Annotated in this window: 25 protein-coding genes; 16 read left to right on the top strand and 9 right to left on the bottom strand. The window is 39.7% G+C overall.

The features are described from left to right. Positions 1-42: 42 nt before the first annotated feature. Together psbA and AACS98_RS21995 are read left to right on the top strand one after the other, a co-directional pair. A complete protein-coding gene (gene psbA, locus AACS98_RS22000) occupies positions 43-1,101 on the top strand; it encodes a photosystem II q(b) protein (RefSeq protein WP_066384104.1) in 1,059 nt (352 codons plus the stop codon). A gap of 179 nt (positions 1,102-1,280) precedes the next feature. Continuing rightward, complete coding sequence (locus AACS98_RS21995) at positions 1,281-2,672, top strand: malic enzyme-like NAD(P)-binding protein (RefSeq protein ID WP_066384101.1); 1,392 nt, start codon at positions 1,281-1,283, stop codon at positions 2,670-2,672. A 63-nt stretch (positions 2,673-2,735) separates the two neighbouring features. Here the strand turns inward: AACS98_RS21995 and AACS98_RS21990 are convergent, their stop codons facing one another. Continuing rightward, positions 2,736-2,999, bottom strand: a complete 264-nt coding sequence (locus tag AACS98_RS21990; protein WP_066384093.1) for a hypothetical protein — start codon at positions 2,997-2,999, stop codon at positions 2,736-2,738. A gap of 679 nt (positions 3,000-3,678) precedes the next feature. On the opposite strand from AACS98_RS21990, the gene AACS98_RS21985 reads away from it, so the two are divergent. Further along, entirely contained in the window at positions 3,679-5,973 is a 2,295-nt protein-coding gene (locus tag AACS98_RS21985) for a PhoD-like phosphatase (RefSeq protein WP_066384091.1), read from the top strand. A gap of 11 nt (positions 5,974-5,984) precedes the next feature. Here the strand turns inward: AACS98_RS21985 and AACS98_RS21980 are convergent, their stop codons facing one another. From AACS98_RS21980 to AACS98_RS21960, 5 genes are all read right to left on the bottom strand, one after another. After that, positions 5,985-6,569 (bottom strand): cytochrome b, encoded by a 585-nt coding sequence (locus tag AACS98_RS21980; protein ID WP_066384089.1) that lies wholly within the window; start codon positions 6,567-6,569, stop codon positions 5,985-5,987. A 1-nt stretch (position 6,570) separates the two neighbouring features. Beyond that, positions 6,571-6,744, bottom strand: coding sequence for a hypothetical protein (locus tag AACS98_RS21975; RefSeq protein WP_157087547.1), 174 nt, complete (start codon positions 6,742-6,744; stop codon positions 6,571-6,573). A 130-nt stretch (positions 6,745-6,874) separates the two neighbouring features. Further along, positions 6,875-8,215, bottom strand: coding sequence for a flavin-containing monooxygenase (locus AACS98_RS21970; protein ID WP_232317196.1), 1,341 nt, complete (start codon positions 8,213-8,215; stop codon positions 6,875-6,877). Next, the gene (locus tag AACS98_RS21965) at positions 8,199-9,023 is read right to left on the bottom strand and encodes an SDR family NAD(P)-dependent oxidoreductase (RefSeq protein WP_066384086.1); all 825 of its coding nucleotides are present in this window, start codon (positions 9,021-9,023) and stop codon (positions 8,199-8,201) included. The genes AACS98_RS21970 and AACS98_RS21965 overlap by 17 nt, the downstream gene beginning before the upstream one ends. A 143-nt stretch (positions 9,024-9,166) precedes the next feature. Beyond that, complete coding sequence (locus AACS98_RS21960) at positions 9,167-10,150, bottom strand: SDR family NAD(P)-dependent oxidoreductase (RefSeq protein WP_066384084.1); 984 nt, start codon at positions 10,148-10,150, stop codon at positions 9,167-9,169. Between the two features lie 833 nt (positions 10,151-10,983). Between AACS98_RS21960 and AACS98_RS21955 the strand changes: the two genes are divergently transcribed. The 9 genes from AACS98_RS21955 (at position 10,984) to AACS98_RS21915 (ending at position 20,954) form a co-directional block, all read left to right on the top strand. Then, positions 10,984-11,619: a hypothetical protein gene (locus AACS98_RS21955; protein WP_066384080.1), complete on the top strand. Its 636-nt coding sequence runs from the start codon at positions 10,984-10,986 to the stop codon at positions 11,617-11,619. A gap of 25 nt (positions 11,620-11,644) precedes the next feature. Continuing rightward, entirely contained in the window at positions 11,645-12,022 is a 378-nt protein-coding gene (locus AACS98_RS21950; RefSeq protein ID WP_066384079.1) for a hypothetical protein, read from the top strand. Beyond that, positions 11,970-14,717 (top strand): hypothetical protein, encoded by a 2,748-nt coding sequence (locus AACS98_RS21945; protein WP_066384078.1) that lies wholly within the window; start codon positions 11,970-11,972, stop codon positions 14,715-14,717. Before AACS98_RS21950 ends, AACS98_RS21945 begins: the two co-directional genes overlap by 53 nt. 48 nt (positions 14,718-14,765) lie before the next feature. Further along, positions 14,766-15,518 carry a hypothetical protein gene (locus AACS98_RS21940; protein ID WP_066384075.1) on the top strand — a complete coding sequence of 251 codons (753 nt, stop codon included), beginning with the start codon at positions 14,766-14,768 and terminating at the stop codon, positions 15,516-15,518. Positions 15,519-15,778: 260 nt separating this feature from the next. Then, positions 15,779-16,825, top strand: coding sequence for a hypothetical protein (locus AACS98_RS21935; RefSeq protein WP_066384073.1), 1,047 nt, complete (start codon positions 15,779-15,781; stop codon positions 16,823-16,825). Between the two features lie 44 nt (positions 16,826-16,869). Continuing rightward, positions 16,870-17,682, top strand: coding sequence for a hypothetical protein (locus AACS98_RS21930; RefSeq protein ID WP_066384121.1), 813 nt, complete (start codon positions 16,870-16,872; stop codon positions 17,680-17,682). A gap of 403 nt (positions 17,683-18,085) precedes the next feature. Beyond that, entirely contained in the window at positions 18,086-18,778 is a 693-nt protein-coding gene (locus tag AACS98_RS21925) for a hypothetical protein (RefSeq protein ID WP_066384071.1), read from the top strand. Between the two features lie 10 nt (positions 18,779-18,788). Continuing rightward, positions 18,789-20,366 carry a TrbI/VirB10 family protein gene (locus AACS98_RS21920; RefSeq protein ID WP_066384070.1) on the top strand — a complete coding sequence of 526 codons (1,578 nt, stop codon included), beginning with the start codon at positions 18,789-18,791 and terminating at the stop codon, positions 20,364-20,366. 18 nt (positions 20,367-20,384) lie between these two features. Then, the gene (locus tag AACS98_RS21915; protein ID WP_369816005.1) at positions 20,385-20,954 is read left to right on the top strand and encodes a hypothetical protein; all 570 of its coding nucleotides are present in this window, start codon (positions 20,385-20,387) and stop codon (positions 20,952-20,954) included. Between the two features lie 265 nt (positions 20,955-21,219). Here AACS98_RS21915 and AACS98_RS21910 read toward each other — a convergent pair whose 3' ends face one another. Both AACS98_RS21910 and AACS98_RS21905 read right to left on the bottom strand, forming a co-directional pair. Then, positions 21,220-21,498, bottom strand: a complete 279-nt coding sequence (locus AACS98_RS21910) for a hypothetical protein (RefSeq protein ID WP_066384065.1) — start codon at positions 21,496-21,498, stop codon at positions 21,220-21,222. Further along, positions 21,479-21,724 (bottom strand): hypothetical protein, encoded by a 246-nt coding sequence (locus AACS98_RS21905; RefSeq protein WP_066384119.1) that lies wholly within the window; start codon positions 21,722-21,724, stop codon positions 21,479-21,481. Before AACS98_RS21905 ends, AACS98_RS21910 begins: the two co-directional genes overlap by 20 nt. A 612-nt stretch (positions 21,725-22,336) precedes the next feature. Between AACS98_RS21905 and AACS98_RS21900 the strand changes: the two genes are divergently transcribed. From AACS98_RS21900 to AACS98_RS21890, 3 genes are all read left to right on the top strand, one after another. After that, positions 22,337-22,696 (top strand): hypothetical protein, encoded by a 360-nt coding sequence (locus AACS98_RS21900; RefSeq protein ID WP_066384063.1) that lies wholly within the window; start codon positions 22,337-22,339, stop codon positions 22,694-22,696. Between the two features lie 540 nt (positions 22,697-23,236). Continuing rightward, the gene (locus tag AACS98_RS21895; RefSeq protein WP_066384056.1) at positions 23,237-23,776 is read left to right on the top strand and encodes a Dps family protein; all 540 of its coding nucleotides are present in this window, start codon (positions 23,237-23,239) and stop codon (positions 23,774-23,776) included. A 120-nt stretch (positions 23,777-23,896) separates the two neighbouring features. Continuing rightward, complete coding sequence (locus tag AACS98_RS21890) at positions 23,897-24,664, top strand: ChaB family protein (protein ID WP_066384053.1); 768 nt, start codon at positions 23,897-23,899, stop codon at positions 24,662-24,664. A gap of 178 nt (positions 24,665-24,842) precedes the next feature. Here AACS98_RS21890 and AACS98_RS21885 read toward each other — a convergent pair whose 3' ends face one another. Beyond that, complete coding sequence (locus tag AACS98_RS21885) at positions 24,843-25,115, bottom strand: GlsB/YeaQ/YmgE family stress response membrane protein (RefSeq protein ID WP_066384043.1); 273 nt, start codon at positions 25,113-25,115, stop codon at positions 24,843-24,845. Positions 25,116-25,514: 399 nt separating this feature from the next. On the opposite strand from AACS98_RS21885, the gene AACS98_RS21880 reads away from it, so the two are divergent. Beyond that, positions 25,515-26,798 carry an MFS transporter gene (locus AACS98_RS21880; protein WP_084386953.1) on the top strand — a complete coding sequence of 428 codons (1,284 nt, stop codon included), beginning with the start codon at positions 25,515-25,517 and terminating at the stop codon, positions 26,796-26,798. Positions 26,799-26,980: the final 182 nt, after the last annotated feature.

Below are 26,980 nucleotides of genomic sequence, written 5' to 3'. Positions count from 1 at the left end.
CTTGAGAAAGATTGTTGTTTGCACTTTATCAATACCATAGCCATGACTTCAATTTTAGAAAGAAGGGAAAACGGTAGCTTTTGGGATCGGTTCTGTCAATGGATTACTAGCACCGATAATCGGCTATATATTGGCTGGTTTGGGGTGTTGATGATTCCTACCCTGTTAACTGCTACCACCTGTTTTATCATCGCCTTTATTGCTGCGCCACCCGTCGATATTGACGGCATTCGAGAGCCTGTTTCTGGTTCTTTGTTATACGGCAATAACATCATCACTGGTGCTGTTGTACCTACATCCAACGCCATTGGTTTGCACTTTTACCCGATTTGGGAAGCGGCATCAATGGATGAATGGCTATATAATGGCGGCCCTTATCAACTGATTATTTTGCATTTCTTGATTGGTATTTTTTGCTGGTTGGGTCGTCAATGGGAATTAAGTTACCGTTTAGGGATGCGTCCCTGGATTTGTGTGGCTTACTCTGCACCTGTAGCGGCTGCTACTTCTGTTTTCTTAATTTACCCCATTGGTCAAGGTAGCTTTTCTGATGGGATGCCTTTGGGCATTAGCGGCACTTTTAATTTCATGTTTGTCTTCCAAGCCGAGCATAATATTCTCATGCACCCATTCCACATGCTGGGTGTGGTGGGGGTGTTCGGTGGGGCTTTGTTCTCTGCTATGCACGGTTCTTTGGTGTCTTCTTCTCTGGTGAGGGAGACGACAGAGGTTGAGTCGGTTAATTATGGTTATAAGTTTGGTCAAGAACAAGAAACTTATAGCATTGTGGCGGCTCATGGTTATTTTGGGCGGTTAATTTGGCAATATGCCAGTTTTAACAATTCCCGTTCTTTGCATTTCTTCTTGGCGGCTTGGCCTGTTGTGGGGATTTGGTTCACGGCTTTGGGTATCAGTACAATGGCGTTTAATTTGAATGGGTTTAATTTTAACCATTCGATTCTGGATTCTCATGGTCGTGTGATTAATACTTGGGCTGATGTGTTGAATCGGGCTAATTTGGGGATTGAAGTGATGCACGAGCGTAATGCTCACAATTTCCCGTTAGATTTAGCTTGTGGTGAGGCTGTACCTCTGGGTTAAACGCAAAGGGGCGCGGAGGAAACGCGGAGGATTAGGTGAGGAGTTGGTGTTGAGGAAAAACGCTCTCTGTTTTGGGGGCGTTTTTTGAGTGGGGTGGAAAAATTTGGGATTTTAGTTTTAGTTTTGATGTTTACTGCGGAATTCAATATACAATCTAAGATTTAAAATCTCTAATCGAAATGACAAACCTAACTCCTAATTCCAGTTTTAGTGTGACTCTGCGGTTGCAAATTCCCAATCGTGTGGGGATGTTGGCGGCGATCGCTCAATCTATTGCGACTACTGGCGGTAATATCGGTACAATCGATTTAATTGAGCAAACTCGTCAAGTTTCTATTCGTGACTTGAATGTTGATGCTGCTAGCACTGAACACGCGGAAACGATTGTGCAAGCAGTTAAGGCTATACCTGATGTTCAGGTGTTGAGTGTTTATGACCGCACGTTTAATTTACATCGGGGTGGTAAGATTAGCATTGCTAGCCGGATTCCGCTTAAGAGTGTGTCTGATTTGGCAATGGCTTATACTCCAGGGGTGGGGCGCGTTTGTACTGCGATCGCTCAAGACCCGGCAGAGGTTTATAATTTAACTATTAAACAAAATACTGTTGCTATTGTCACTGATGGTAGTGCGGTTTTAGGTTTGGGTAATCTCGGCCCCCATGCAGCTTTACCTGTGATGGAAGGTAAGGCAATGTTGTTTAAGGAATTTGCGGGAATTGATGCGTTTCCTATTTGTTTGAATACTCAAGATACAGATGAGATTATCCAAACGGTGAAAAATATCGCGCCTGTGTTTGGAGGGGTGAATTTGGAGGATATCGCCGCGCCTCGTTGTTTTGAAATTGAACAGCGATTACGAAAAGAGTTAGATATACCTGTTTTTCATGATGACCAACATGGTACAGCTATTGTCACTTTAGCGGCGTTATTTAATGCTCTGAAATTAGTCCAAAAATCAATTACAGATATCCGCATTATTATTAATGGTGCGGGTGCGGCTGGGGTAGCGATCGCCCGTCTGTTGCGGAAAGCAGGAGCCGAAAAAATCTGGATGTGCGACTCTAAGGGCATTATATCTACTTCTCGCACTGATTTGAATGAAGAAAAACAAGAATTTGCTGTTAAAGCTCAAGGTACACTAGCGGGTGCTGTACAAGGCGCAGATGTGTTTATTGGGGTGAGTGCGCCGGGTGTGTTAACACCAGAAATGGTGAAATCTATGGCTAAAGATCCGATTATCTTTGCTATGGCTAACCCTATTCCTGAGATTCAGCCGGAATTAGTGACTAAAGATGTGGCTGTTATTGCTACCGGGCGTAGTGATTACCCTAACCAAATTAATAACGTTTTGGCTTTCCCTGGCGTGTTCCGGGGTGCTTTAGATTGTGGGGCGCAGACAATTACGACTACTATGTATTTACAAGCGGCAACTGCGATCGCTTCTTTAGTTAGCCCCTCAGAGTTAAATCGGGAACATATTATTCCTTCCGTGTTTGATCAGCGTGTTGTGTCTGCTGTATCTGCGGCTGTACAACAAGCAGCCCGCGAAGAAGGAATTGCACGCAGCTAATTAATTTCAACATGGGATGGGCTAATGGTTCCATCCCTCATCTCAAGAGTTCTAAATTTTACTTTATCTTAATTCCACATTTTTCTCAAAAACTAAGACAGAATCATTTACAGTTTTTTTGTATTGAAACCCATAATCTAACAAAGCTTGTTTTAAAATTTCTAAATCAGAGTCTTCCAAGATATTTTTTTTAGGGAATATCTCAATAGCTTCCTGATTAACTTTAAAACCGAAACAGTCTTTAAATTCGTTATAATCCCAGTTTAATTTTCTAGCTGCATTTAACTCAATAGCAGCTAATGTATTATCAAATTTGCTAGTAACCATGAGTTTGTCTCTTGCATTCTCCTCAGACTATTCTAACAATCACGCATTATCAAAAACTCAAGCTTAACTTTTAATGAACAGCTAACCAGAAAGAACAACCATTTTATAATTGAAAAAAATCAACCTTTTGGTCAATGTCATAAAAAGATTTATGCACTAAGAATTTATAGTTAAGCAAGAGATAGTAATCAAATATCCAAACTTTATCCAGCAAATCAAGTTATGATTCGACAATAGTCGTGAAAATACTGTAAAAATTTAACTATACAACCGCAAAAGACTGTACTATTTTATTAAGCTAGGATACACTACATTTATTGCTGCGTTAATCCACTTGTGCAGCCAGGCGAGTAACTGCAAGTCGCTCACCAACACAGTCAATGGGAATAGTTTGATTTCACCATACTCATATCATGAACGACTTATAAATTCGTTACATAAGCTTGAGTAAATACACGAGAGAGAGGTTCTGTAATACTGTTAGGGAATTCCAGAGCCAAAAATATTCAAAATGTAGGATGCGTCAGTACGAGAAAACCTAAGTATCCCAAGAAAATATTCATCCTGACGCACGCTACTAACAGTCAATTTGGATAATTTATTTTTTGGTGTTCCCTGAAATGATGACTCTCTCCAGTTCGTTAAACTTGTTGCCGAATATTAATTTGTCTATTGCGTAATGAATCACCAAACTGGAAGCTTTGTTGACGATCTACCGATAATTTTGGCAGGGCCAATACTAAAACATACTGCACCGGAATCAGTGACAGTATTAGTGGCATTAAAACAGTCTTGCCAGGTAAAACTTAAGGTTTATAGAACCACAGAGAATGGTGAAAGGTTGGACAAATGTTTATTTGTGGGACGACGTACCACAGCTGCTTTAGGTAAATATCTGCACGTAGTTGCTGTTACGGCGGTGTCTCCCATTGGGGAGAGTTTAACGAATGATTGCATCTATGGCTATGATTTACAATTTACCCTTGCAGATCAAACTGTCCTCACCCTAGAACAAGCCTTATCTTCTAACCGTTTCCCTACAGTTAATATTAGTTATTTTCAACATCAAAAACCAACCTTTGTTCTCCCACCTAACCGCCTGGAAGATTTGCATATTGTCCATGCTTCCTGTCGTAAACCTCATGGACATGGATTTGATGCTTTACCAATTATTGATAGCTTAATTGTGACAACCGTTAACCAACCCCAGAAGCGTCCCCATCAGTTATTTTTAACAGGAGATCAAATTTATGGGGATGATGTAGCTAGCCCGTTTTTGTGGTGTGCCAGTCGTTTAGGTGATGCTTTATTAGGTTGGGAAGAACAACTACCTTTAGATGAAATTTATCGTACACCGAAGGAACTACCCCCAGGAGAAAGGGCGGCAGTAGCAACAGAAGTAGCTGGTTTGACGGCGGGATTACACAATAAACCAGGGAAAGTTTCCAGTCATCTTTTCAGCTTGGGGGAATATTACGCTGCTTATATCCTATCTTGGTCACAAGTTTGTTGGCCAGATGCCTTTCCCCCAGCAGATAGAGTCACCAGTAAGCGTCATGCTATCAAGTCTTGGCAAAAGTCGGTTAAATATTTACGCCAATTCATTCAAACACTGCCACAAGTGCGTCGTGCCTTGGCTAATATTCCCACATATACTATTTTTGATGACCATGATGTTACTGATGATTGGAACCTGAATCAAGCTTGGTGTTTGCGGGTGTTAGGAAATCCCCTAGGGCGGCGAGTTGTGCAGAATGCTTTATTAGCTTATGCCGTGTTTCAAGGCTGGGGTAATACGCCTGGGAGATTTAAAGCAGGTGAGAATGGTGAGAAGTTGCTGTATGCGGCTGTAGCTTGGTCACATTTTAAAGGACAACATCCAAAAACGGAAGCAGCGATCGCTCGTTATCTCGGCATACCTAGCAGCAATCCCCACACCAACCTACCGAATTTTGTGCAGGAAGATGCAGTCTTTATTTTAGAACGAGATGCAGAAGCCTTGACTTGGAACTACACCATCAAGAGTCATTGTCATGAAGTCATCGTCTTAGATACACGCACTTGGCGCGGCTACCCAGCCAATCAAAAACCGATAGCACCACCGATGTTGTTGTGTCCCAGAGCTATGCAGCAACAACTATTGCAACCTTTACAACAAACAGCAGACAATCAAAACCTTACCACATTTGTAATTGCGCCCACAAATGTCTTTGGCTTGCAAGTCATTGATTGGATTCACCATTGGCAATTAAAACGTGAACAAGTTTTTTCTACAGATGTCGGCGATGCTTGGAACATTAATTTTCCCGCCTTAGCCAGACTCCTCACCATTCTGTGTGAACAACGTCAAAAATTAGTAATTCTGACTGGGGATATTCACTACAGTTGTGTATCACGCTTCTCTTATGCACCAATTTACAATTCGCAAACACCATCAGTCTTAGTGCAGTTAACCGCTAGTGCCTTAAAAAACGAAGAACTAATCACTAGAATTATTCATACACGCTTGAAACAATGGCTATTACCCGAAAAAATTCGCCATTGGATAGGTTGGAATCAACCGCCGAATATGCTAGAAATTGGCGCGAAGCAATTAACCCGTAGCCAAGCTTTAACTAAACCTAATTGGCATTGTGTCCTAGAATGGATACCACGACAAAGCACTCAAAGTTTTAATTATTACACCGAGATATCTGATTTAATAGCTGCTAAAAAAACAGCTAAAAATTCTCGATGGCGTTGGTTAGAGCCTTTCAAGTTTTGGCAAACTCGTTGGTTTCAAGATGGACGAGAAGTAGTTGGTGTCAATAATATCGCTTCAGTACATTTTGAATTATTTGAGAACAATAATTATCAAGTAATTCAAGATATTTATTGGTTTGATGCTGCCTCTGCAAACAAAATTGTTTACAGTCGTTTTGCCAGCAATTTACAACCAAATCAACATCTGTTACAGAGTTTTTCGGTTAGGTGAAACCATCTAGGTTAAATACTTTTACTCTGCTTCCAATTCATCACAAAACATTGAAACCGTCGCCAGTTAGCTCGCACAACTTTCCACTGTTGTAGAGTATGCAAAATGATAAAAACTAAAAAGATATACGCTATCCAAAAATGAATACTTCTACCTAAATCTACCAAATCAGAATTTTGTGGAAATAAATCAGGTAAAGTCAAACCAAACAAGCGAACGTTATTACTGCGATATGAATTAGAAAAAAAGAACCCACTCACGGGAACTGCAAACATAAACAGATACAGCAAAGTATGTAGGAAAAATTTACGCTGCCATTCAGGTGTGAATTTGGGTAAATGTTTAGTGTATTTTCGCCACCACACTTGTAACAACACTAAAATACGCCAAGTCAGCAAAGCTACCACTAAAGCCCCCATCGATTTGTGAAAATCATACAATTCACTTCTGAAAGGAGTTCCACGAGTTAGACGTGCCATACCTGAACCAGTCACAAATAAGACTAGATAACAAGCAGCCATGAGCCAGTGTATAGACATCAGCCGCTTAAAAGCAGAGTTAAGCCTAGCTTTCCTAACTACTGGTACTGAGTTCATACTAAACACACCTTATGATACTGTGGTTTGATGTTGCCAATGCAGTAGTAATGCGATTTGGTGGTCTAAACTGAAAATGAGAGCGATAAGCGAAGCTTAAGCCTTCTCTACGAGATGCTACACGTAGCTTGCTTCCCCGTAGGAGTACGGCGATCGCTAATCTACTCTCCATCATATATTAAGTATTGTATACATTTATAACCCAGATTTTACAGGTCTGCCATTAGTCATTGTTGACTGTTGACTCTTAAAGAATTTCTTCTTTGTCTTCCTCTCCTTCCCTGCTCCCCCTGCTCCCCTGCGCTCTACTCACAAGGCAATGGTTTATTGCTAAAATGAGAATATTGACTATCAACCTGATGGGCTTTTTTGACAAAGTATTTCAACAAAAAATTAGCCAATTTTAACTGCCTAAAAATTTGCTGTGGATCAGAAAGATGGGTTTGGGGTAGCTGTTGTCCTAGGTTTTTCATCACTAAACCGATAGGCACATTAATTTCATCCTGTAATTTCAGATAACTTGTAAAAAACTTACCATAAGCAGAAATCAGCGAACCAACACCACCCCGTGCTTGTCCCCAACCAATAAAATACAGTCCTTTGTAGTCCTCAAAACAACAACCACCATAACATTTGACTATTGGGCCTTCAACGCGCTGAAGTTCTGGAGGTAGGAAGGGATAGGACACATAATAGCCAGTTCCACAAACTATCAGGTCAAAAGCTTCTCGACTACCATCAATAAACTCTACTTCCCAACCGTCTAACCGACTCACAGCAGGCTTAAAAATGATACGCCCATGTTTGATATAGTAAGGAACTTCATTATTTAATGTTGGGTGTTTCTCAAAGATTCGATGTTGAGGTTTTGGTAGACCATAATCTTTGTGTGTGCCGAAGGTCAAACGGATAATTATATAAGTTAGTAGCCTCTGTAACCATTCCGGCATCCACCATTTAATTAAATCAGCAAATGGTACGCCAGCAAATGTCTTGGGAATGAACCATACTGATTCACGCATACTTAAAACAGACTTAGCACCTACACGCGCCGCTTCAGCTGCAACATCACAAGCGGAGTTACCACCACCAATCACCAAAACTCGTTTACCATACAGTTGATTAGGGTGTTTGTAATCTTTGGAATGGATTATTTCGCCGTTAAATTCTCCCTGAAACTGAGGAAAACGTTTGCACCAGTGATGACCATTACAAATTAAAACACCTTTGTAGATGCGTTGTTCGCCACCAGCGAAGGTGACTTCCCAAAGATTGTTTTCTACTGGGCGGACATAACTAACTGTATGATTAAGTTCAATATGCTGGCGCAAATCAAAATGATCAGCGAAAGAGTTTAAGTAATCCCGCATATTTTTGGCACTGGGAAAGTCGGGATAACTTTCTGGCATGGGAAAATGGCTAAATTGGGTAATTTTGCGTGATGAAATGATATGTGCGGTTTCATAAACACCGTGATACCAATTACCGCCAATATCGTCACTTGCATCCACCTGATCATAAGGAATATTAGCAGCCTTGAGTGCTTGAGCCATACCCAATCCCACAAATCCTGCACCGATAATCAGATGTTTATCAGTGGTATCGATCATATTTTGAGTTGTACTGGTGCTACTTACTGTCACCATTTTTTAACCTCCTACCGAATCCAGCATTAATCCAGTCTAGTAACTGGGGAAAATAGCGTTTGAGTAGATGGGCGGTTTTAGCTGTTCTATCTGGAAATACATGGAGTTGATTGTTGATAATTCCTTGTATCGTGGCACGCATGACATCGGCAGGATCTGTAACTAAATTTTCTGGAAGTCCCTGAAATTCTTGCGCTAAAGTGCCATATCTTTCTACTTCCAGAATGGGGGTACGGCTAAAAAAGGGATAAACAACTGTAACTTTTACATTGTAGTCTTTGACTTCTTGGAACAGTCCTTCACTAAAGCCACGCAATCCAAACTTGCTGGTTGAATAATGTCCTAAGCCAGCTGTTGCTATCCAACCAGCCAAGGAAGAAATATTGACGATGTGTCCTTGGCGGCGAGTAATCATATCAGCAACAAATAAGGAACTTAAGCGCATTGGGGAGAGGAGATTGATTTGTATGAGTCGTTCCCATTTCTCGGTGGGAATTTCATCCATGCGACCGAATAAGGCAATTCCGGCATTGTTAATTAAAATATCGATGGGGATATCTAGGGCTTTGACTTGATGATACAGGCTTTCACATCCTTCACGGTTAGCCAGATCAACGGTTAAATAAGCTAGTACCTCACCTGTTTTGACTTCCTGTTGAATTGCTGCCACTCTTTGACGCAATAGGGTTTCATCTATATCTGTTAAAATCAGTCGGCTACCAGCCTCTAGTAATTGTCGGGTTAGTTGCTGTCCAAATCCACCAGATGCACCAGTAATCAAAACAACTGCTTGGGATAATTGCGTCATGTCAATTCAAAATAAAAGAGTTAGTTTTGTTGGTAGTGAGGACTTTAGTCCTCTGTTGGAGACGCTAGGCGACAAAAATCAGGACTAAAGTCCTGATTACGAACTGAAAATTATATCTATGTCTAATTGCGCCACTTATCCGCTTAAATCTGCGGTGATTTTAGGGTACTCAGTAGTAACAATGACCAAGGTACTTTAACGTCAGGAATGAGCCAGGAATATTTTCTCATTGCAGGTAGGGCAGAAGGGATGAGAAACTTGAGAGAACGTAGTGATACAGGTAAATTACCATCTTGGTCTACCAGTTGGTATTGTTTAGCTAACTCAGCTACAATCTGTACTCGTCCTGTGCGGCGAATAACATCGGGTTCTGAAGCTAATTTGGCGATGACTCGTCCTGTTAATAGGGGTGTTTCCCAGTTATATCGTTCACTGATGACGGAAGTGTTGGGATTATTAATGTTTTGCTGTTCCATTTCTGTGGCGAGACGGGATATGTGTTCTGTGCCAACTATTCCCGGCCAGAGGGAAACCGCAGTAATATTATAGGGTTTTAGCTCTACAGCCATGTCAGCAGTTAGGCGATCGCACCCTGCTTTACCAGCACCATAAGCTGCACCAAATATATAGGACAAGCCACCCCAAGAGGATATATTACAAATCAATCCCCGTTGTTGCTGGCTCATCATCCTCGCAGCAAAGATACTGGCTACATAATGGCTACGCAAACCCACATTATTACAAGCATCCCATAGACTTGGTTCTCTTTCCCAGAAAGGTTTTCCCTGAGCATCCTTTAATGCTTGAACTCCTGCATAAACATTGTTGACTAATAAATCGAGTTGTCCATGTTGCTCATCTTGGATACGCTCAAACAGTAATTTTACCTGCTCATCGTCGCTATGATCTACCTGGACGGGAATACATACACCCCCAGCTTGTTCTACAGCTGATTTTGTCTCACTCAAACTACCGCCAATATCTTCACCGCTAGCGGAGTTGCTGTCTAACCTACGCCCTGTAATGTATACTGTCGCCCCCGCTTCACCTAGTCCAATGGCTATTCCCTTACCTATACCCCGTGTTGCACCTGTGACTAATGCCACTTTCCCCTCAAGGTATTTCATCCTAGTTTTTTGGTAAATATACTGTTGTTATCTGTCTCATTGTGCCATAAGCATGGTTTAGGGGTATGAATCAGTCAGAACTTATGCAACTGGCAACAGTTACAGGGAACAGGGAACAGGGAACAGGGACTAAATAAGGTGGGGGGCTGTCTTACCCAAGGGTGGGGAGAGGGAACGAACGGACGAACTGTTAAGAGTTGCTCGTTAAGAGTTCCCTCTCCCGTTGGCGCAGCCTCTCGTAGAGAAGGGAGTTGAATATTTCTCTGAAGAAAGGATATATCTTCTTGATCAATGCCGTGCGATCGCACTCAGTTGTTGTATATTGTTACAAATAAAATTCAACATACTGTGGCATAATTTGTCTGTCACTATCACCCACTAAATCCATCAACTCATTCTGCTGGCTGGTATCTAGTCTGCGGAAACTTTATTGACATAATCGTAAAATCAAACAATCTGTATTTTGTGATTAAAGTTACAGTTTAATTACAAGATTTTACTTAAAAATTTTTCTAGAGTTTTTTTAATTAAGCCAGGAAGCAAAAATTAATTAAAACAATTTTGATGGAAGACAAAAGCCATCAGTGGCTAACAATAGCCAATGAGTTTTGTCTGAATGCTTCTGCCTGAAGTTTTAGCTTTACCCAGGTAGATTTTAAATCGAGTTCTCAATTGATTAACTAGACTTTGACCATCCTATGGTATTGATAGATAGTTGAAATTCCAACCTATATTTATTCAAATAACGAGGATAATCTCGTATTAAATTCTCACCATTTCCAAAATAAATGGCATACACTTACATTGGTAAGAATTATCAGGGAAATTAGTCAATGCCTAGACAGAGTATTTATACGAAAAAGCTGCGTCATGGTTTAAATGTTTACCTAGTTAAATGTACTGAAAAATCCCTAAAATTATCAAAATTTTGGCGAAATTTATTAGAAATCTGGCGCATTAGATTAGTTGAATCAGTCCCTTTTTTGTTAGCTTGTGCCGTATTTTTAAGCGTCATCAGTTTAAAAAGTCCAATTTTGTTGTTTTGTTTGCTAATTGGTAGTTTAATTGCTATAGTAGTTCAAAAAATTGAGCAACAGGTGCGCTTACCAAAAAAAATGCGAGTCATCTTGAAGATGTTAGCAGTAGCAATAACTTTAAGTTTATTTTGCTTGGATTATTTTGCTGCTCCAGCACAGGCGCAATTTTTTGGTAGGGCTGAGAAATTTTTCAATACCACATTTAATCAGGGTTCTACCAATGGCACTAATAGCCAAATGGCTGTTAGTTTAATCTTCAATGTATTACGCGCAATTTACCTACTTTATATTGCTGTGTCTTTAATTGGTGTAATTAATGCAGTACGTAAAGATGAGGATTGGCAAAGTGTCGCCAGAACTCCTTTATTAGTAGTTGTTGCTGTTACCATTGCAGATGTTCTTACAGGCTTTGTAATTGGTAGTAGTAATTAGATGCAGCTAAATTCCCCGATTATTTATGTCTGATAAACAACAGCAAGATTTTCGTCCAGTTAATCAAATCTTAGGCTCTCAACCATCATTAGGGCCAATTCCGGCCGACCAAATATTTCCTTGGACAGTCATTATTTTAGGAGCATACTTTATTATTCATGGAATTTTTGGGGGTTTATTTCCAGATGACTTTCAAAAATGGCTATGGACTGCATTAATTGCTGGTTGGGGAATGGGAACTTGGTGGATATTAACTGGTGGTAGGAGTTGGCGTTTTTTAAGTAAATTTATTGGAGTTCCCAGGTGGACAAGAGGCTTTCCTCGTTATCACAGCTTACTGGAAGTGAACCATGAAGCAAAAAATCGGAAAACAAAGCGTCGCTATCGCAGGAAAAGAAAGTAGATTAACACCATTTGAAGATGCTTTACACCTAGCAACAATGCTACGTATCGCCTTAGATGGGCGTAATATTGGTGCTTATATTTTAACCCAAGGAACTCAAAAAGATAAATTCTGCTTTGTTTTTGGTTTTGAGTGTAGCGGCATTCATACTACTTTAAGCCAGGAACAAATAGAGCCAATATTTAATAATATTGAATCGGGATTGAAAGATATTCCCGATGGGGAAAGAATGACATTACATCTGGGTTCTTTTAGTTCTGATCAACAGAGACAAACTGAACTCGCAGATTTGATTAAACGCGCCCCATCACGGGATATCAAGTATTTATTAATGGCAGAAAGAGCCAGATTACAAGAATTGACAAATGCCGGCATTCGCAAGCCGAAATTTTTAAGAATTTATGTGACATATACTATTGATACCAGTGCCACCCATGCCAATGATTGGGTAGAAAAACTCTTAGCGAAAGCTGAAGGCTGGTGGTTAAATTTTCAGGGTGAGATTGCAGAGATTGAAAATCAGCGCATTGAAAGCATGATGATTAAAGCTTACCAACAAGGATTTTGCCGTTGGGAGCAGCTTTTATCTAACAAAATGGGTTTGGATATTAAACCTCTGACTACTGAAGAACTGTGGGAAAACGTCTGGAGGAGGTTTAACGATACACCAGCAATAGCCATTCCTCAATTAGTGAATCTAGATGAAAACGGATTACAAGAACAAGTCTATTCCGAGTTATCTAGTACCCAACTGCTAATGGAAAATCTCCACAGTACAACTATGCTGATGGCATCTGGCGTACCTTGTGCAGATCGGCGTTGGATTCATGTTAATAATAAATATATTGGTGCGCTGACTTTTCTGGAAAAACCCGGTGGTTGGCCTCATAAATTTGCTCAACTGCGGTATTTATGGGAACTACTAGCTAGAGAGACAGTAGTAGATACAGAAATTGTTTGTCAATTATCAGCCGCAAATCCCGCTTTGGTAAAAACTACCTTGCAACGAGTGTTGAAGCAGTCGAATATTACAGCACTCATGGCGCAAGAAAAAAATAAAACTATTGATGTTAACGCGCAATTAAAATTAAAAAAATCGATTGCGGCTCAAGAACAATTGTATGAGGGTGCTATTCCTATCTATACAGGGTTAGCCATTTTTGTACATCGTCCGACAGTGGAGAAATTAGATGAGGCGACAAGATATATTGAAAATTGTTTTCAACGCCCGGCGCAGGTAGTCAGAGAAACTGAATATGCTTGGAAAATTTGGTTACAGTCTTTACCGATAGTTTGGGAAGGATTATTAACTAAACCTTTTAACCGTCGTCAGTTATATTTAACCAGTGAAGTACCGGGTTTAATGCCTTTGATGCAAACTAAAGCCGGTGATAAATATGGCTTTGAATTAATTGCGGAAGAAGGTGGGACACCGATACATCTAGACTTATTTAATCAACATAAAAATTTAGCATTATTCGCTACCACTCGTGCAGGTAAATCAGTATTGGTATCAGGAATTTTAACCCAAGCTTTGGCGCATGGCTTACCTGTAGTAGCCTTAGACTTTCCCAAACCGGATGGTACATCTACCTTTACTGATTACGCCCAGTTTATGGAGGGGAACGGAGCTTATTTTGATATTTCTAAACAATCAAATAATTTATTTGAACAGCCGGATTTGCGATCGCTACCTCCAGAACAACGGCGCGATCGCTTCCTCGATTATATCGCCTTTCTGGAATCAGCTTTGATGACAATGGTCTTAGGCTCATCCAACGATAATCCACTACTAGCGCAAACCGTCCGTTCTCTGCTCAACTTGGCTTTAAGTGCCTTCTTTAACGACGCAGGGATTAAACAACGGTATCAAATGGCAATAGCAGGAGGATTCGGTAGTACAGCTTGGGAAAAAACCCCCACCTTAAAAGACTTTCTCCATTTTTGCTCTCTAGAAAATCTGCGTCTAGATTCTGTCAGCGACAGAGTTGAAGATGCACTTAGTCAAATTCACCTACGTTTACGGTTTTGGCTATCAAGCCGTGTAGGGCAAGCCATCTCTGCACCATCGAGTTTTCCTACAGATGCTCAACTATTGGTGTTTGCACTGCGAAACCTTTCAGATAACGAAGATGCAGCCGTGCTATCCTTAAGTGCTTATTCGGCGGCATTGCGTCGCGCTTTAAGTAGTCCCGCTTCTATCTTTTTTATAGATGAAGCCCCAATTTTATTTGAATTTGACCAAATTTCCGATTTAGTGGGCAGAATATGCGCTAACGGTGCTAAAGCCGGGATTAGAGTCATTTTATCAGCCCAAGACCCCGATACCATCGCCAAATCTAAAGCTGCATCCAAGATTTTACAAAACCTCACCACCCGGTTAATTGGACGTATTCAACCAGTCGCAGTAGATAGTTTTGTCAACATCTTAAAATATCCCCGCGAAATTATTGCCCGCAACGCCACAGAAAGCTTTTTCCCCCGCAAAGAAGGAGTTTATAGTCAATGGCTTCTAGATGATAACAGTGTTCCTACCTTCTGCCGTTACTATCCAGGTTACGAACAATTGGCAATAGTCGCTAACAACCCCCATGAGCAAACTGCCCGGCAACAGATGATGCAGCTTTACAGCAATAAATATGAAGCAATTTCTATGTTTGCTCGTCAGTTAGTAGCTACACTACGCAGTAGTTAGTTTTTACAATTCCCAAAATCAGGAGTGTGTCAATCTGGGGATAAATATATGAAAAAAACTATTTTATTGACTTTAGCTGTTTCAACTTTATTAGTTTTGCCAGCAATGGCACAATTAGGGAGAGTTTGGACTGACTTTCAATATTACTCAACAGATTTACAAAACTATCTCAGAAACAATCTACGCGATAGTTTAGATATCAATGCCCAAAATGCGCTGAGTATTTCTCGTGGTGAATTAAATCTACCTAACCCCGTAGAAGCCGGAAAACAAGCTCGCCAAAATATTTTATTTTTTAATACTATCCCTGATAAATTTGAAAATAATCAGGCTGTGCATTCTGATGCAGTTAGCAATGAAATCAATCGCGTCATCACCCATTCGGCAGTAGAGGGTGTTTTGGGTAGAGATGGGCAAACAAGAATGAGAAATAAATTAGAAAATACTCAGGCAACAATCAATAATATTACAAAAATCGCCAATGATTCTAATAGCATTTTTGACCAAATTCTTAATACCATAACAGATGCAGCTAAACACACAGAGATAAATGCAGTAAAAGAACAATCTAATTTACAGCTAAAAGTTCAAAGTGAGCAGTCAAAAATTATGGCTGAAACCTTCGCTCAATCTCTGCAAACAAATCAGTTTATTCAATATACAAATTTAAATTTAGCCAATATTTCTCAGCAGATGGAAGTAGCCAACAGGGCGCGGCGTGTGGATACATCGGCAGAAGCGGCGAGACTGTTACGCACTACTTCGCAAATAGATTTATTTGGTAGAGATATCAATAATTAATTGTCATATTCGCCAATACGCTTTTTGTTTGTAGTTGCACCCAATAAATGATGTAGAGACTCAGCATGGCTAGTCTCTAGCGTGCAGAATAAAGCGCATCTATGGCTACGCCACGCAAGCTATATCAAGAAACGGTATAAGGACTTTAGTTTTGAGACAATCAGGACTAAAGTCCTTACTACGAACTTTTTCTGATTTCTGGTGTAAAATATGATATCAAAAGCTTGATGTTTATTTACCTAGCTAGGTTGTGAATTACAATGTGGCTCTATCCAAAAATTCTAGCTGATATTGGCATTACTGATACTTTTAATAGTGGTGCAACTACTGCACGCCGTCTGGCGGAAAGTTGGGATAATCAATGGCTGGATTTATTGCAGAATAATACTAATAATAATTTGTATGGAGCATTAACTAATTTGGGTGTTTTTTTTGCGGTTGGCACTTTACTTTTTTTCATGCTCCAGTGGTTGAAAGATTTGATATACAGTGAATATTCTCGCCCAATATCGGCTTTGATTTGGCCTTTTATTGTAGTTGTTTTATTAAGTAATACTGGTAATGGGAGTATCCTTTCTACTTTGACATTGGGAGTGAGAAATGTGATTAATACTGTGAATCAGCAAGTGATTACTACAGCCAACGCTAATCAGGTGTATCAACAAGCAATAAATATGAGTGTGGCGGAAGAAGTGGCTGGGTCTTTGTTGCGTCCGTGTCAAGCACTGACTGGTGAACAACAAAGCCAATGTTTGACTAAAGCCAGTGAAAGAATTGATAATCTTTGGCGTGAATATAGAAATTTATATGGTAATCAAGTTTGGATAGATAGACTAGAAAATCAAGTTAATCAAATTAGATTTAGTACGGTAATTGTTTCGGAAACTGAGTTTAATGCTTTGTTAGGTAATACTGTTCAAACTACTATTAAAAATTTTTTAATTTCTTTGCAATATGCTTTTCAGAATTTGATCGAAGCTACTATGTTACTCATCGCAGCTTTAGGGCCGTTGGCGGTGGGTGGTTCTTTGTTACCTGTAGCTGGTAAGCCGATTTTTGCTTGGTTAACCGGGTTTTTATCGGCGGGAATTGCTAAGATTTCGTTTAATATTATTGCGGTTTTAACAGCCGCCGTGATAGTAAATGGCCCTGGACAAGACCCTAATGCTAATCCTGATTTAATGTGGTTTATCATTTTTCTAGGGATTTTGGCTCCATTGTTATCTTTGATTGTGGCTGGTGCTGGAGGTTTCGCAGTGTTTAATGCTATTAGCAATACGGCTAATTCGGTGAGTAACAGAATATAAGAAATGTGGCGGTAGTTGGTGACAAATTAGTAGGTAAAGTAGTAATGGTTAATTTGTTAACGAAGAAAAAAAAACAAAGAATCAGTATTTTAACAATCTTTGCGATCGCCACTTTTAGTTTACATTTACTTGTATTATTTATCTTTCTGTCTCAAGGGTTGAATATTCGCCAATTGAGCCAGAGAAAACCGTCTCACTTTATACAAACAATTGATGGTCAACCCATCGGTAATACTGACACATTAGCCAGAGACTCGCAAGCAATTCGGCAATTTGTCAGTCAGACTATGATATCGATATTTAATTGGTCTGGCACTCTCCCACCACAAACTATTGAGGAAGTCGCCAAAGCCAAACCCGACCCAGGAATATTAGTAATAACACTCACAGGTGGCAGTAAAAAAGTAACTACTAGCACATGGGTTGCCAGTTTCGCCATTTCCGAAGATTTTCGCAAAGGTTTTTTAAGTGTGCTGGCTGACATGACTCCACCAGAAATCTTTGCGAGTAATACTAACCAAGCGATGTCCGCACAATTAACTATTAAGCGCGTTTATCCCCCTATCCAAATTTCTCCGGGTAAGTGGCGGGTGGGGATGGTGGCAGACTTGGTACAAACCAGAAAATTTGATGGTAAAAAGTTAATTACTCCTTTTAATAAAGATGTACTTGTAAGAGCAGTAGATTATTTTCCTTATCCATTACCTGAAATTAGCACCGATTTACAAAAAGCAATTTATAGTAGTCGTGCAGAAAAGTTAGAAATTTATGAAATTCGTAATTTATGTTTGATAGATGATTATAGCAATGTGGATATTAATCAATCCAATCCATGTGCAGGTAATTTTAGTAGATAAACAAGCAGTTAACGCAGAGGCATCATCATTTATATTGGGAAATTTCCGCTATTTTATTGAAAGCTACGGTTAAGTTGTTTGATATATAGCGTTTCTTAGTCTATTGAGTTACAGTAACAACAATGAATCAACCAATCACGGATAAAATAGGGTATCATGCTTTTTTAGCATAACTTGTATATAACCCAAAAACCTGGGAAAACCTGGGCTTCGTTGAGGCTTAATTTTTGATGAAGTCCGGCTAACTCAGTGAATAGGAGTTGTATAATTTTTAATATTGTAGGCGCAGTCTTGCTAATGCGTAGCTTGCTTCTCCGTACCTGTAAGGAAGTTGAGGAAAAGAGTACGGAGGCGTAAACCTACCTTTAGGGTAGTTTGAATTTTGAATTTATTCACAGCTTTTATGCAATTAGTTAAATCAGAACCCAAAAAGAGTAGTATTCTTCCTTTATTTGCTGTAGGCACATTTGGGTTACACTTGTTGAGTTTGCTGTTGCTTTTGTTTCACGGGTCGATGTTACAGATGTTAAATGAGCGACTCACACCACGTAGTTTAGTACAATTGGTTGATGGTCGTGCAATTACGGTAGACCCTAAGTCAAGTATGGAAAGATACCCGGAAACTGTACGTCGGTTTGTGGGTGAAACTATGACTCTGCTGTTAACTTGGTCGCCAAAACAGCCCCCGGCAACGATTTGGGAAAGTAGCTCACAACTATTAGCCAATAATCTACAATCAAAATTTTTATCACAGATAAATAACTTAAATTCTGCGGGTCGGATTGCTAATATTAATCGCAATGATGAACATATATTGGTAATACAAAAAATTTCTCAACCTATTGCTATTGGTGATGGTGAGTGGAAAGTAGAAATGCTTGCTAATCAATTAATTTTTAATGGTTCTGACAATTTAGGTCGGGCAATTCCGTTTAATAAACAAATTTTAGTGAGAACTATAGATGAGCAAAAAACTGTGTTACCAACTTCGCCGCTACCTTGGCAATTAGCAGCTTACCGTTTAGGTGAAGCGAAATTAGAAATTTATAATATCTGCGAACTGCAAGATGATAAATGTTCTAGCAATTTAAATTAAGTAATACGCCATGAATCCATACTCAGGGAATTCCGAATTTCCACCTAAACAACTTGCTAGTTTAACTACTGATGATGACCAAACAGAAGTAGATGCTGCTGATTGGGAATCACAGATAGCAAGATTAGTGGGTTTGGCTGAAACATTTCCTACTGTTGATAATACATCACAAGATGAGCAGGCGATCGCCGATCCATCTGTGTCATCTGTGCAAACTGAGCAACCCCTCGCCACTAACCCGTTTGCCAAATTAGCCTTAGTGGCTACTGGGACTTTCACTATAGTTGTGGTGGCGGGTGCTTTTTTATCACAGATGATGAGCATCAACAATCAAAAGCCCAAGCCCCGTAATATAATTGCATCACCAACGGCATCACCAACCGCCAATTTATCGCCAGAAGCCACCCTACAGCAAGAAGTAGAAACTCTCAAAACTAAATTAGCTTTGGCTGAACAAGCCCAGGCGGTAAAAGTCGCACAACAAAATCTCAGGAATGTCACTACCCCCTCTGTGCGTCCCACATTTACCCCCACTACACAGAATAATTCTAATAATGATCGCAACCGGTTACAAACTGCCAAAACCAGCAAGCCCGAAACACGGACTGTGATAGTCGAGCGAGTTGTCAGCAATCCCTACCGCCAACAACCTGTTCCCGTAGTACCTGCCTTACCTCCCCAGTTAGCACCACCACCGCCAGCACAATCAAATTCTACACCCACACCTGCTGCACCCGACCCTTTCCAGGAATGGTCAAGGTTAGCTAAATTGGGTAGCTACGGGCAGGTGAATATTTCCTCTGCACCGATAAGAACTGTCGCTGCCCCTGAGTCGGTAGATAATACCGAAATGTCACCACCACGCCCAAATCCCCGGAGTAGCCAAGGTAACAGCGCACCTGTGGTTATTAGTCAAGCATCAAATCACAGTCCGAAAACACTGAAACCAGGAACAATTGCCAAGGCGGTGTTAGCTACGGCTGTGTTTGGGGAAACTCAGAGAAACAGAGGTAATAGTGGTGATGACAATGATCCCAACTTATTTGTTGTGCAGTTGCGGGAACCTTTAAAAAGTGTAGATGGTGCGATCGCTTTACCTGCAAAAACCGAGTTACTAACCCAAGTCAGTGGAATTTCTGAACAGGGATTAGTACAACTAAAATTAGTTAAAGTTATCTGGCAAAATAACGGTAATCTCTTAGAAACAGATATACCTGAAAATGCCCTACTCATCCGTGCTTCTCAAGGTAGACCTTTATTAGCCCAGCAATACCCCAATCGTAACTCATCAATAGCTGGGATGGATGCGGGACTATTTCTGTTAGGTGGAATTGCCAAAGCCGCAGAGTTATATAATCGTGTCGATTCACAAGTCACCGTCAACGGTGGTAGTACCGTAGTCAGCAATAGTAGTGCTGGGCGCGATATTGCAGCTGGGGTGCTGGAAGGGGGTTTAAACTCTGTGATTCCCCAAATTGCCCAGCGCAATCAACAGGCGATCGCCCAAATGATGCAACAAACCAACATTTGGATCTTACCAGCCGGGACTGAAGTAGAAATATTTGTCAATCAATCCGTACAGTTTTGAAAGCCATCCCCAATGACAATTAAAACTTATTTTTCCCTCCCTACAACCCCCCGGCAGCGTCATTATTTATCTAATGTATTCCTGCTAATTTTTACGGCTGCAATCTTATTCCTGGCAGAACGTGCTACAGCTAATAATGCTGTTCTCCGTTCAATTTTTTCCTGTCAGGCTCAGGGTTTAGGGGGAGTCATACCTACTATCAAAGTCTGGTATCAGCAAGGGACAAACTTAAGCTTTATTCCCACAGGTGAAACCATCAGGAAAGTCTGGCTCAATGACCCATCACAGGTAACAATAGACTTTGATGGCCCCATGTGTATGCAGTTTGGTCAAGAAAGCGGTGTTACAGGCGATTGTCAAAACTCAGCAGCCAATGTCATGCAACTGCGACGCATTCCCAAACTCAACATCCCCGGTTTACCTAAGACTAACAATACACTTTTAACTGTAATTACTGATGCCCAAGGTCAACCTAAGCTTTACACCTTTCGAGTTCTCTATGGAGATAACGCGCCAGAATATCATACTTTAGCGGTTTTTGCTGATCCTGCCTCTGCGGGAGAATCATGTGTCAGAGTTTCCCGCTAATGGTTAATCAAGCTAACGCCTATCAGGGGGGACGCAAAGAAATTTAAATCAATACGTCTCCCCCTGTTGAAAACAGACTATTGCGCTTTGATTAGGGCTAAAAAAGCGGGTTTTATTTGTGCTGTGTGCGAAACCAAAAAATATACTTAACTTACCTGAATATAGCTGGAATTTTGAATTTTGAATGTTGAAAAAGACTTGATTCACCCTGATATAAAAAACCGACGCTCAAAAATTAAGAATTTTTCGCTAAGATATCCAGTAATTAATTTTGCTCAAACTTCCGCCAATTCTTGCGGAATAGCAGCAAATTTTTCCGCTTGTTCTTCTGTTTAACCTTAGCTAAATAGTTATTAGCGTACCGGAAAGCGGATGCACCATCATAAGCAGCAATAGCTATAGCTTGAAAAAAAACATTGGTGGGAACTTCTTGATTTAAAAGCTGTTGTGTCAAAATTAACAAATCATTATCTGTTGCTGGTAAAGTCGCATCTTCTGACCATTCGGGATCATAAAAGATATCTTCAATTACAGCTTTGAACATTTTGAACCTCCCCAAAAGCAAAAGATGCAAAACCTGTGATGAAATTTAATTGTTGTTCACGTGTTTGTAGATTGTTTGGCAGTTGGGTATCAGTACATCCGATTTCCTTTAAAATTTCCAAACAATAAGCACTGAGTTCATTACCTGAAGCTTTTTCCCACTTCATAGCTACTTCTTTCGCCTTTTCCAGATTGCATCTAATCACGTTAGTTACAGGGTTAATCATCAATGCACCCTCATGAACTGGATAGTGGCAATTTTGCTCAAAAGCACAAATTAAAGTAACCGTAATTATGCGGAATTTATGAAGTTGGCTCATGAAGTCATCAGCGCATTTGCGGAACAGCCTGGGCAGCGATCGCGAATTTCCCTGAAAAATACCACGACCATAACCTCAGTTTTGCTGTTTTATTGCTTGGTATTACTTGCTTATTATCAAGTTATCTATTTGCGTATTCTTACTTAAAAGAGAATTCATTACATAATTATTAGATAGTTAATATTTATTTTTTTTATTTAGCGAATTATCATCTATTTCAAATTTTATTTTTTTGCTCTACCTAACGAATGATTTTATTATCAAAAAAAATATATTAATTCATTCTTTCGGTCGATACATAATTCTAGGATTTACCGTTTAAAATAGTCAATGTATCAGGCTGTGATAAAGAAAATATTGGCTAAACCAACTGCATGATTTACCTATCTTCAGTATATAGGATAATCACAGAAGATTTTCTTTATTAGGTCAATTAATTTATAACTTAATCGAACAACACATAAGCAATAGTTTGTCAGTTGCCAAAAGATTGAGTTATGAATGTTTGGAGGATTGTAAATGAAGATTGTTAACAGTGTTTTATCTATGCTAAGTCCAGTCAAGTTTGTGATTGTAGCTTTGAGTTGTGCGCTAATATTCATATCTAGTATCGTTCCAGCTTTTGCCATTGAAAGCTACCAAAGTGAACCGACTGAAGCCACTACACAACTTTTAGAGACGCAACGCAAAACTGACGAAGTTAGTAGGTCTGCACCACCCTCATTGAAGGAAGTTCAGAAAAAGTCTAATGAAGGACTCAATGAAGTTCAAGGTGCTGCTGATATTGAGAAAATGAAGCGTCCTGAAAATTCTCAAGCTGCAACTAGCGTAGAAGATGAAGTCAGAAATTTCTTGGAAAAAGTAACCGGTAATCAATAAGCCGAGATAGAACAGTCACAAATAAATTAAATTTGTGACTACCACGATAATCTTGAATGAAAGTAGATGTCTTAGTTCTTCATCATAAAGATAAGGTAACACCAAAAAATAAATTATTCAAATCGACTGTTAGTAGGGTGTGTCAGTATGAATACACACATATTGCACCTGTTCCTTGATGATAATTTTTGTAGGGTGGGCATTGCTTGCAACTTGCTGAAAGCCTTAGTTTTACCTCATTAGCAATGCCCACCTGACGCTTATTGAGAAAGGTGCAAGATATGACAATATTTTCTTGGGATAGCTGGGGATTCTCGTACTGACGCACCCGACATTTTGGATATTTTCTGCTCTGAAAGTCCCTAACTAATTTTACTTTTTCAGTTTTGGGATTTTACCAACTATATTTGTTACTTGTCACAGATAAACCTATCCTTAAGTTGTAGTTACTTAAGGTTTGATAATCTTTCCTCTGGTTGATGCAGAGAAAAGCTATTTTTTGTGAAATTAGTAAATGAACTTGACTAGGAATAAACAGCAATGCGGACAATAAACATTGGTTTAACAAACGAACAACGTCAAGGTGTAATTAATCTGTTGAATCAAGATTTAGCAGATTCTTATCTTTTGTTAGTGAAAACCAAAAAATACCATTGGGATGTTGTTGGGCCTCAGTTCCGCAGTTTGCATGAACTATGGGAAGAACACTACGAGGAACTGACAGAGAATATTGATGAGTTAGCTGAACGAATTCGTGCTTTAGGTGGTTATCCTGTAGGAACAATGGCAGGATTTCTGAAGATTGCTACTCTCAAAGAACACTCAGGCGATGTCCCCAACGCTACAGATATGGTAGCTCGACTCGTGGAAGATCATGAGCAGATTATTCGTAACTTGAGACAACACGTAGATCAAAGCGCGGAAGAGTTCCATGATCAAGGAACATCTGACTTTCTCACCGAACTCATGGAAGAACATGAAGAGATGGCTTGGATGCTGCGTTCATTCATTGAAGGACAAGCCTTACAGCCAGATGGTATACAACCAACATCAGAAACTAGAACTCCTGTAGGCGTGTAGTTGCCGCCAAAGTATGACTAGAAGCTGAGAAACAGAGATGGGGGATACGGTTAAATATCCTCCGTATCTCTGGGAACATGATGAATTTTTGATAAAAACCCCAAACTGAGGAGTATTCAAGTGCCAGAAGTTTATCAAGCAGAGCGTACTATCTCTAGTTTGTTTAAAGAACAAAAACAAGTTGATGATGTGATTCGACGTTTATTAGACAGAGGTGTACCCAGAGATCATATTTCGGTCATGGGTAGGAACTTCCAGTCAGAAACTCGAATTTCAGGCTTTATCACCAAAAGAGATGTCATTCTGGGAGGTTTGAGAACAGGGGCAATTTTTGGTTCCTTATTTGGTTCTTTTCTCAGCTTGCTGACAGGTGTCGGTGTACTGTTCATTCCTTTCGTTGGCCCGATTGTAGCCGCAGGCCCCATTAGTGCGCTGCTGCTGGGTGCTGCTAGTGGTGCGATCGCAGGTAGTGCTGGTGCTGGTTTAGTCTCAGTTTTAACTACTCTAGGAATGCCAGAAGATAAAGCCGCAGTCTACCAAACCCGCTTACAAGCAGGCGAGTTTTTACTGATGGTAGAAGTACCCAGTAAGCGCGCTGGCGAATTTCAATTATTGCTGGAAAGTTCTGGTGGTGACGAGATTAACACCATCGATAATACCTTGGTGCATCCTTGTGCTGGGCCTTGCAATAGTCCAGAAGATTTATCTCCTGAAGTGCGTTCTCACCTTTCACCAGAGGCTCAACACACATTCATTGAACGTTATAACGCCGTCTTGAATGACACCAGTGATGAGTTTACCTCGGAACAAGCCGCTTGGCAAGCTGTACATCAAAAATTTGACGAAGACGAAAACGGTGTTTGGTCAAAGCAGAAAGTAGGCGTTTAAATAACTTTTCTCTAATTCCCATCAGCAGTTGCGTGTTGCTGCCATCAATAGAATACCAAAATCAATACTTGATTACTCCACTCTTAATATAAGTAGTGGAGTTTTGATATTTTGTTGTAAAAAGTAAAGGTTAGCCGGGAATAAATTCACTATAAGCCATGATAGTTTTTATACCCTATTAAGCACTGGTACTACCAGTTACCAAGCCCCAGATGAAAATAGCAATTATTGCACCAATGATTGCCACAATTAAGCCAGGAATACTCAGAGTTGCGGCCGTTAGTTGTAGCCTTCCTGTTTGTAAAAGAGCTACCAAAGTACCACCAATCAAAGCACCAATTACACCTAAAATCATGGCTGATATGATACCACCACCCTGACGACCAGGGTAAATAGCTTTGGCGATAGCTCCGGCAATAATACCCAGAATTATCCAAGCAATAATGTTCATAATTTAAGTTAGCAAAACACTTACCAGTAATTTATTAATTACCATCTAGTTTTCCTTCTACCAGAAGAGATAAGTATTAATCAACTAGAATTTATCTCCCGTGGTAATTCCTGGCAGTTAGCTCTACAAGTTTACGCAATTTATCGTTAAAATTACGATTTACCGTCAGATAGATGATTTATAGGCTAAGGTTTTCCCTAAGTAGATAGTTAAAGCGATCGCTATTCCAGAAATCACCACCGCATTATTACTTACCATCATCAATCATCAGAATTATCATCAGATTTTTGGCATGGTTTGTTTCTGCCATTGGCGTTTATAATCTTCAAATGTCTTTCTATCACAGAAAAGATTGCCAAGCTAGCCAGAAACCATAATCAGGCTGTTTAATTAAAATTCATGCAAAAACAAACTAAAGCTATCTCTCCCTGGATTTTTATCCCTACCTTATATTTTGCTTCTGGCATACCTTACATCATCATCAATACGGTTTCTGTAATTTTTTACAAAAAACTAGGCATTAGTAATACACAAATTGCCTTATGGACTAGCTTTCTCTATCTACCTTGGGTGATCAAAATGTTTTGGGGGCCAATTGTAGATATTTACTCAACAAAAAGAAAATGGATATTATATACCCAATTGGCTATGTGCTGTTGTTTGGGTATAGTAGCCGTTTGCTTACAACTACCCAATTTCTTTTTTATATCCCTAGCCGCTTTAACATTAGGAGCATTTATTTCCGCAACTTATGATATAGCTACAGATGGATTTTATCTTTTAGCTTTAACACCAGAACAACAAGCATTCTTTGCCGGTATTCGGTCATTATTTTATAGAATGGCTGTTATTTTTGGTTCTGGTTTTTTAGTAGTTTTCGCTGGATTACTCGAAAAAAAGCTAAATAATATTCCCCTAAGTTGGAGTTTAGCACTTGGTTTTTCTGCCATTATCCTCGGAATAATATGTATCTGTCATCGCCTAGCTTTACCCTTACCGGAGTCTGACAAACCACGGCACACCAAAACAACTGCTATTCCATTTGGGGAAATTATTATTTCCTATTTTCAACAAGCAAAAATTTTCAACATCTTGGCATTTATTTTTCTCTATAGATTGGGTGAGGCAATGCTAGTAAAAATTGCCTCATTATTCTTATTAGATAAACCAGAATTAGGTGGACTAGGACTATCTACATCAGATGTTGGCTTAGTTTATGGAACATTTGGCGTAATATCCCTAATTTTTGGCGGCATTCTTGGCGGGTTGGTAATAGCTAAATATGGCTTAAAAAAATGTTTATTTCCTATGGCATTAGCCATGAACCTACCCAATCTATTTTATGTTTACATGGCTTACACTAAACCTTCATTAACATTGGTGTATCCCCTAGTTTCTCTAGAACAATTTGGATATGGTTTTGGGTTTACAAGTTTTAGCGTATATTTAATGTATATCTCCCAAGGAGAATATAAAACCTCTCATTTTGCCATATCTACAGGCATCATGGCTTTAGGTATGATGTTACCCGGAATAGTTAGCGGTTATCTGCAAAATTCCTTGGGATATCCCTTATTTTTTATCTTAGTTTGTCTCCTAACCATCCCTGGTATGATTACGCTATTTTTCATACCTTTCAAAGCAGATACTCAAAAGCCAACTCTGATTACTTCTAGTTCGTAGTCAGGACTTTAGTCTTGTCATATCTTGCACCTTTCTCAATAAGCATCGCTCCCTGCACATCCAATGACATAAAACTAAGGCTTTCAGCAAGTTGCAAGCAATGCCCACCCTACAAAAATCATCATCAAGTAACAGGTGCAAGTTAGTAGTCCTGAGTTATCTAAGCCTAAATTGCTTACTAC

This window comes from Anabaena sp. CA = ATCC 33047 (assembly GCF_963870205.1).
In the GTDB taxonomy this organism is placed as follows: Bacteria; Cyanobacteriota; Cyanobacteriia; order Cyanobacteriales; family Nostocaceae; genus Trichormus.
Note: the sequence above shows the minus strand (reverse complement) of the source record. Positions and strands in the feature narration are given on the sequence as shown.

Bases quoted from the DNA above. Each gene is read 5' to 3' on its own strand.
- AACS98_RS21930 (WP_066384121.1), top strand. From the start codon at position 16,870: ATGGTTAATTTGTTAACGAAGAAAAAAAAACAAAGAATCAGTATTTTA.
- AACS98_RS21920 (WP_066384070.1), top strand. From the start codon at position 18,789: ATGAATCCATACTCAGGGAATTCCGAATTTCCACCTAAACAACTTGCT.
- AACS98_RS21975 (WP_157087547.1), bottom strand. From the start codon at position 6,744: ATGATGGAGAGTAGATTAGCGATCGCCGTACTCCTACGGGGAAGCAAG.
- AACS98_RS21935 (WP_066384073.1), top strand. From the start codon at position 15,779: ATGTGGCTCTATCCAAAAATTCTAGCTGATATTGGCATTACTGATACT.
- AACS98_RS21925 (WP_066384071.1), top strand. From the start codon at position 18,086: ATGCAATTAGTTAAATCAGAACCCAAAAAGAGTAGTATTCTTCCTTTA.
- AACS98_RS21945 (WP_066384078.1), top strand. From the start codon at position 11,970: ATGAAGCAAAAAATCGGAAAACAAAGCGTCGCTATCGCAGGAAAAGAA.
- AACS98_RS21970 (WP_232317196.1), bottom strand. From the start codon at position 8,215: ATGGTGACAGTAAGTAGCACCAGTACAACTCAAAATATGATCGATACC.
- AACS98_RS21885 (WP_066384043.1), bottom strand. From the start codon at position 25,115: ATGAACATTATTGCTTGGATAATTCTGGGTATTATTGCCGGAGCTATC.
- AACS98_RS21995 (WP_066384101.1), top strand. From the start codon at position 1,281: ATGACAAACCTAACTCCTAATTCCAGTTTTAGTGTGACTCTGCGGTTG.
- AACS98_RS21955 (WP_066384080.1), top strand. From the start codon at position 10,984: ATGCCTAGACAGAGTATTTATACGAAAAAGCTGCGTCATGGTTTAAAT.
- AACS98_RS21905 (WP_066384119.1), bottom strand. From the start codon at position 21,724: ATGATTAACCCTGTAACTAACGTGATTAGATGCAATCTGGAAAAGGCG.
- AACS98_RS21980 (WP_066384089.1), bottom strand. From the start codon at position 6,569: ATGAACTCAGTACCAGTAGTTAGGAAAGCTAGGCTTAACTCTGCTTTT.
- AACS98_RS21895 (WP_066384056.1), top strand. From the start codon at position 23,237: ATGCGGACAATAAACATTGGTTTAACAAACGAACAACGTCAAGGTGTA.
- AACS98_RS21910 (WP_066384065.1), bottom strand. From the start codon at position 21,498: ATGTTCAAAGCTGTAATTGAAGATATCTTTTATGATCCCGAATGGTCA.
- AACS98_RS21965 (WP_066384086.1), bottom strand. From the start codon at position 9,023: ATGACGCAATTATCCCAAGCAGTTGTTTTGATTACTGGTGCATCTGGT.
- AACS98_RS21880 (WP_084386953.1), top strand. From the start codon at position 25,515: ATGCAAAAACAAACTAAAGCTATCTCTCCCTGGATTTTTATCCCTACC.
- AACS98_RS21985 (WP_066384091.1), top strand. From the start codon at position 3,679: ATGAATCACCAAACTGGAAGCTTTGTTGACGATCTACCGATAATTTTG.
- AACS98_RS21960 (WP_066384084.1), bottom strand. From the start codon at position 10,150: ATGAAATACCTTGAGGGGAAAGTGGCATTAGTCACAGGTGCAACACGG.
- psbA (WP_066384104.1), top strand. From the start codon at position 43: ATGACTTCAATTTTAGAAAGAAGGGAAAACGGTAGCTTTTGGGATCGG.
- AACS98_RS21950 (WP_066384079.1), top strand. From the start codon at position 11,645: ATGTCTGATAAACAACAGCAAGATTTTCGTCCAGTTAATCAAATCTTA.
- AACS98_RS21990 (WP_066384093.1), bottom strand. From the start codon at position 2,999: ATGGTTACTAGCAAATTTGATAATACATTAGCTGCTATTGAGTTAAAT.
- AACS98_RS21940 (WP_066384075.1), top strand. From the start codon at position 14,766: ATGAAAAAAACTATTTTATTGACTTTAGCTGTTTCAACTTTATTAGTT.
- AACS98_RS21900 (WP_066384063.1), top strand. From the start codon at position 22,337: ATGAAGATTGTTAACAGTGTTTTATCTATGCTAAGTCCAGTCAAGTTT.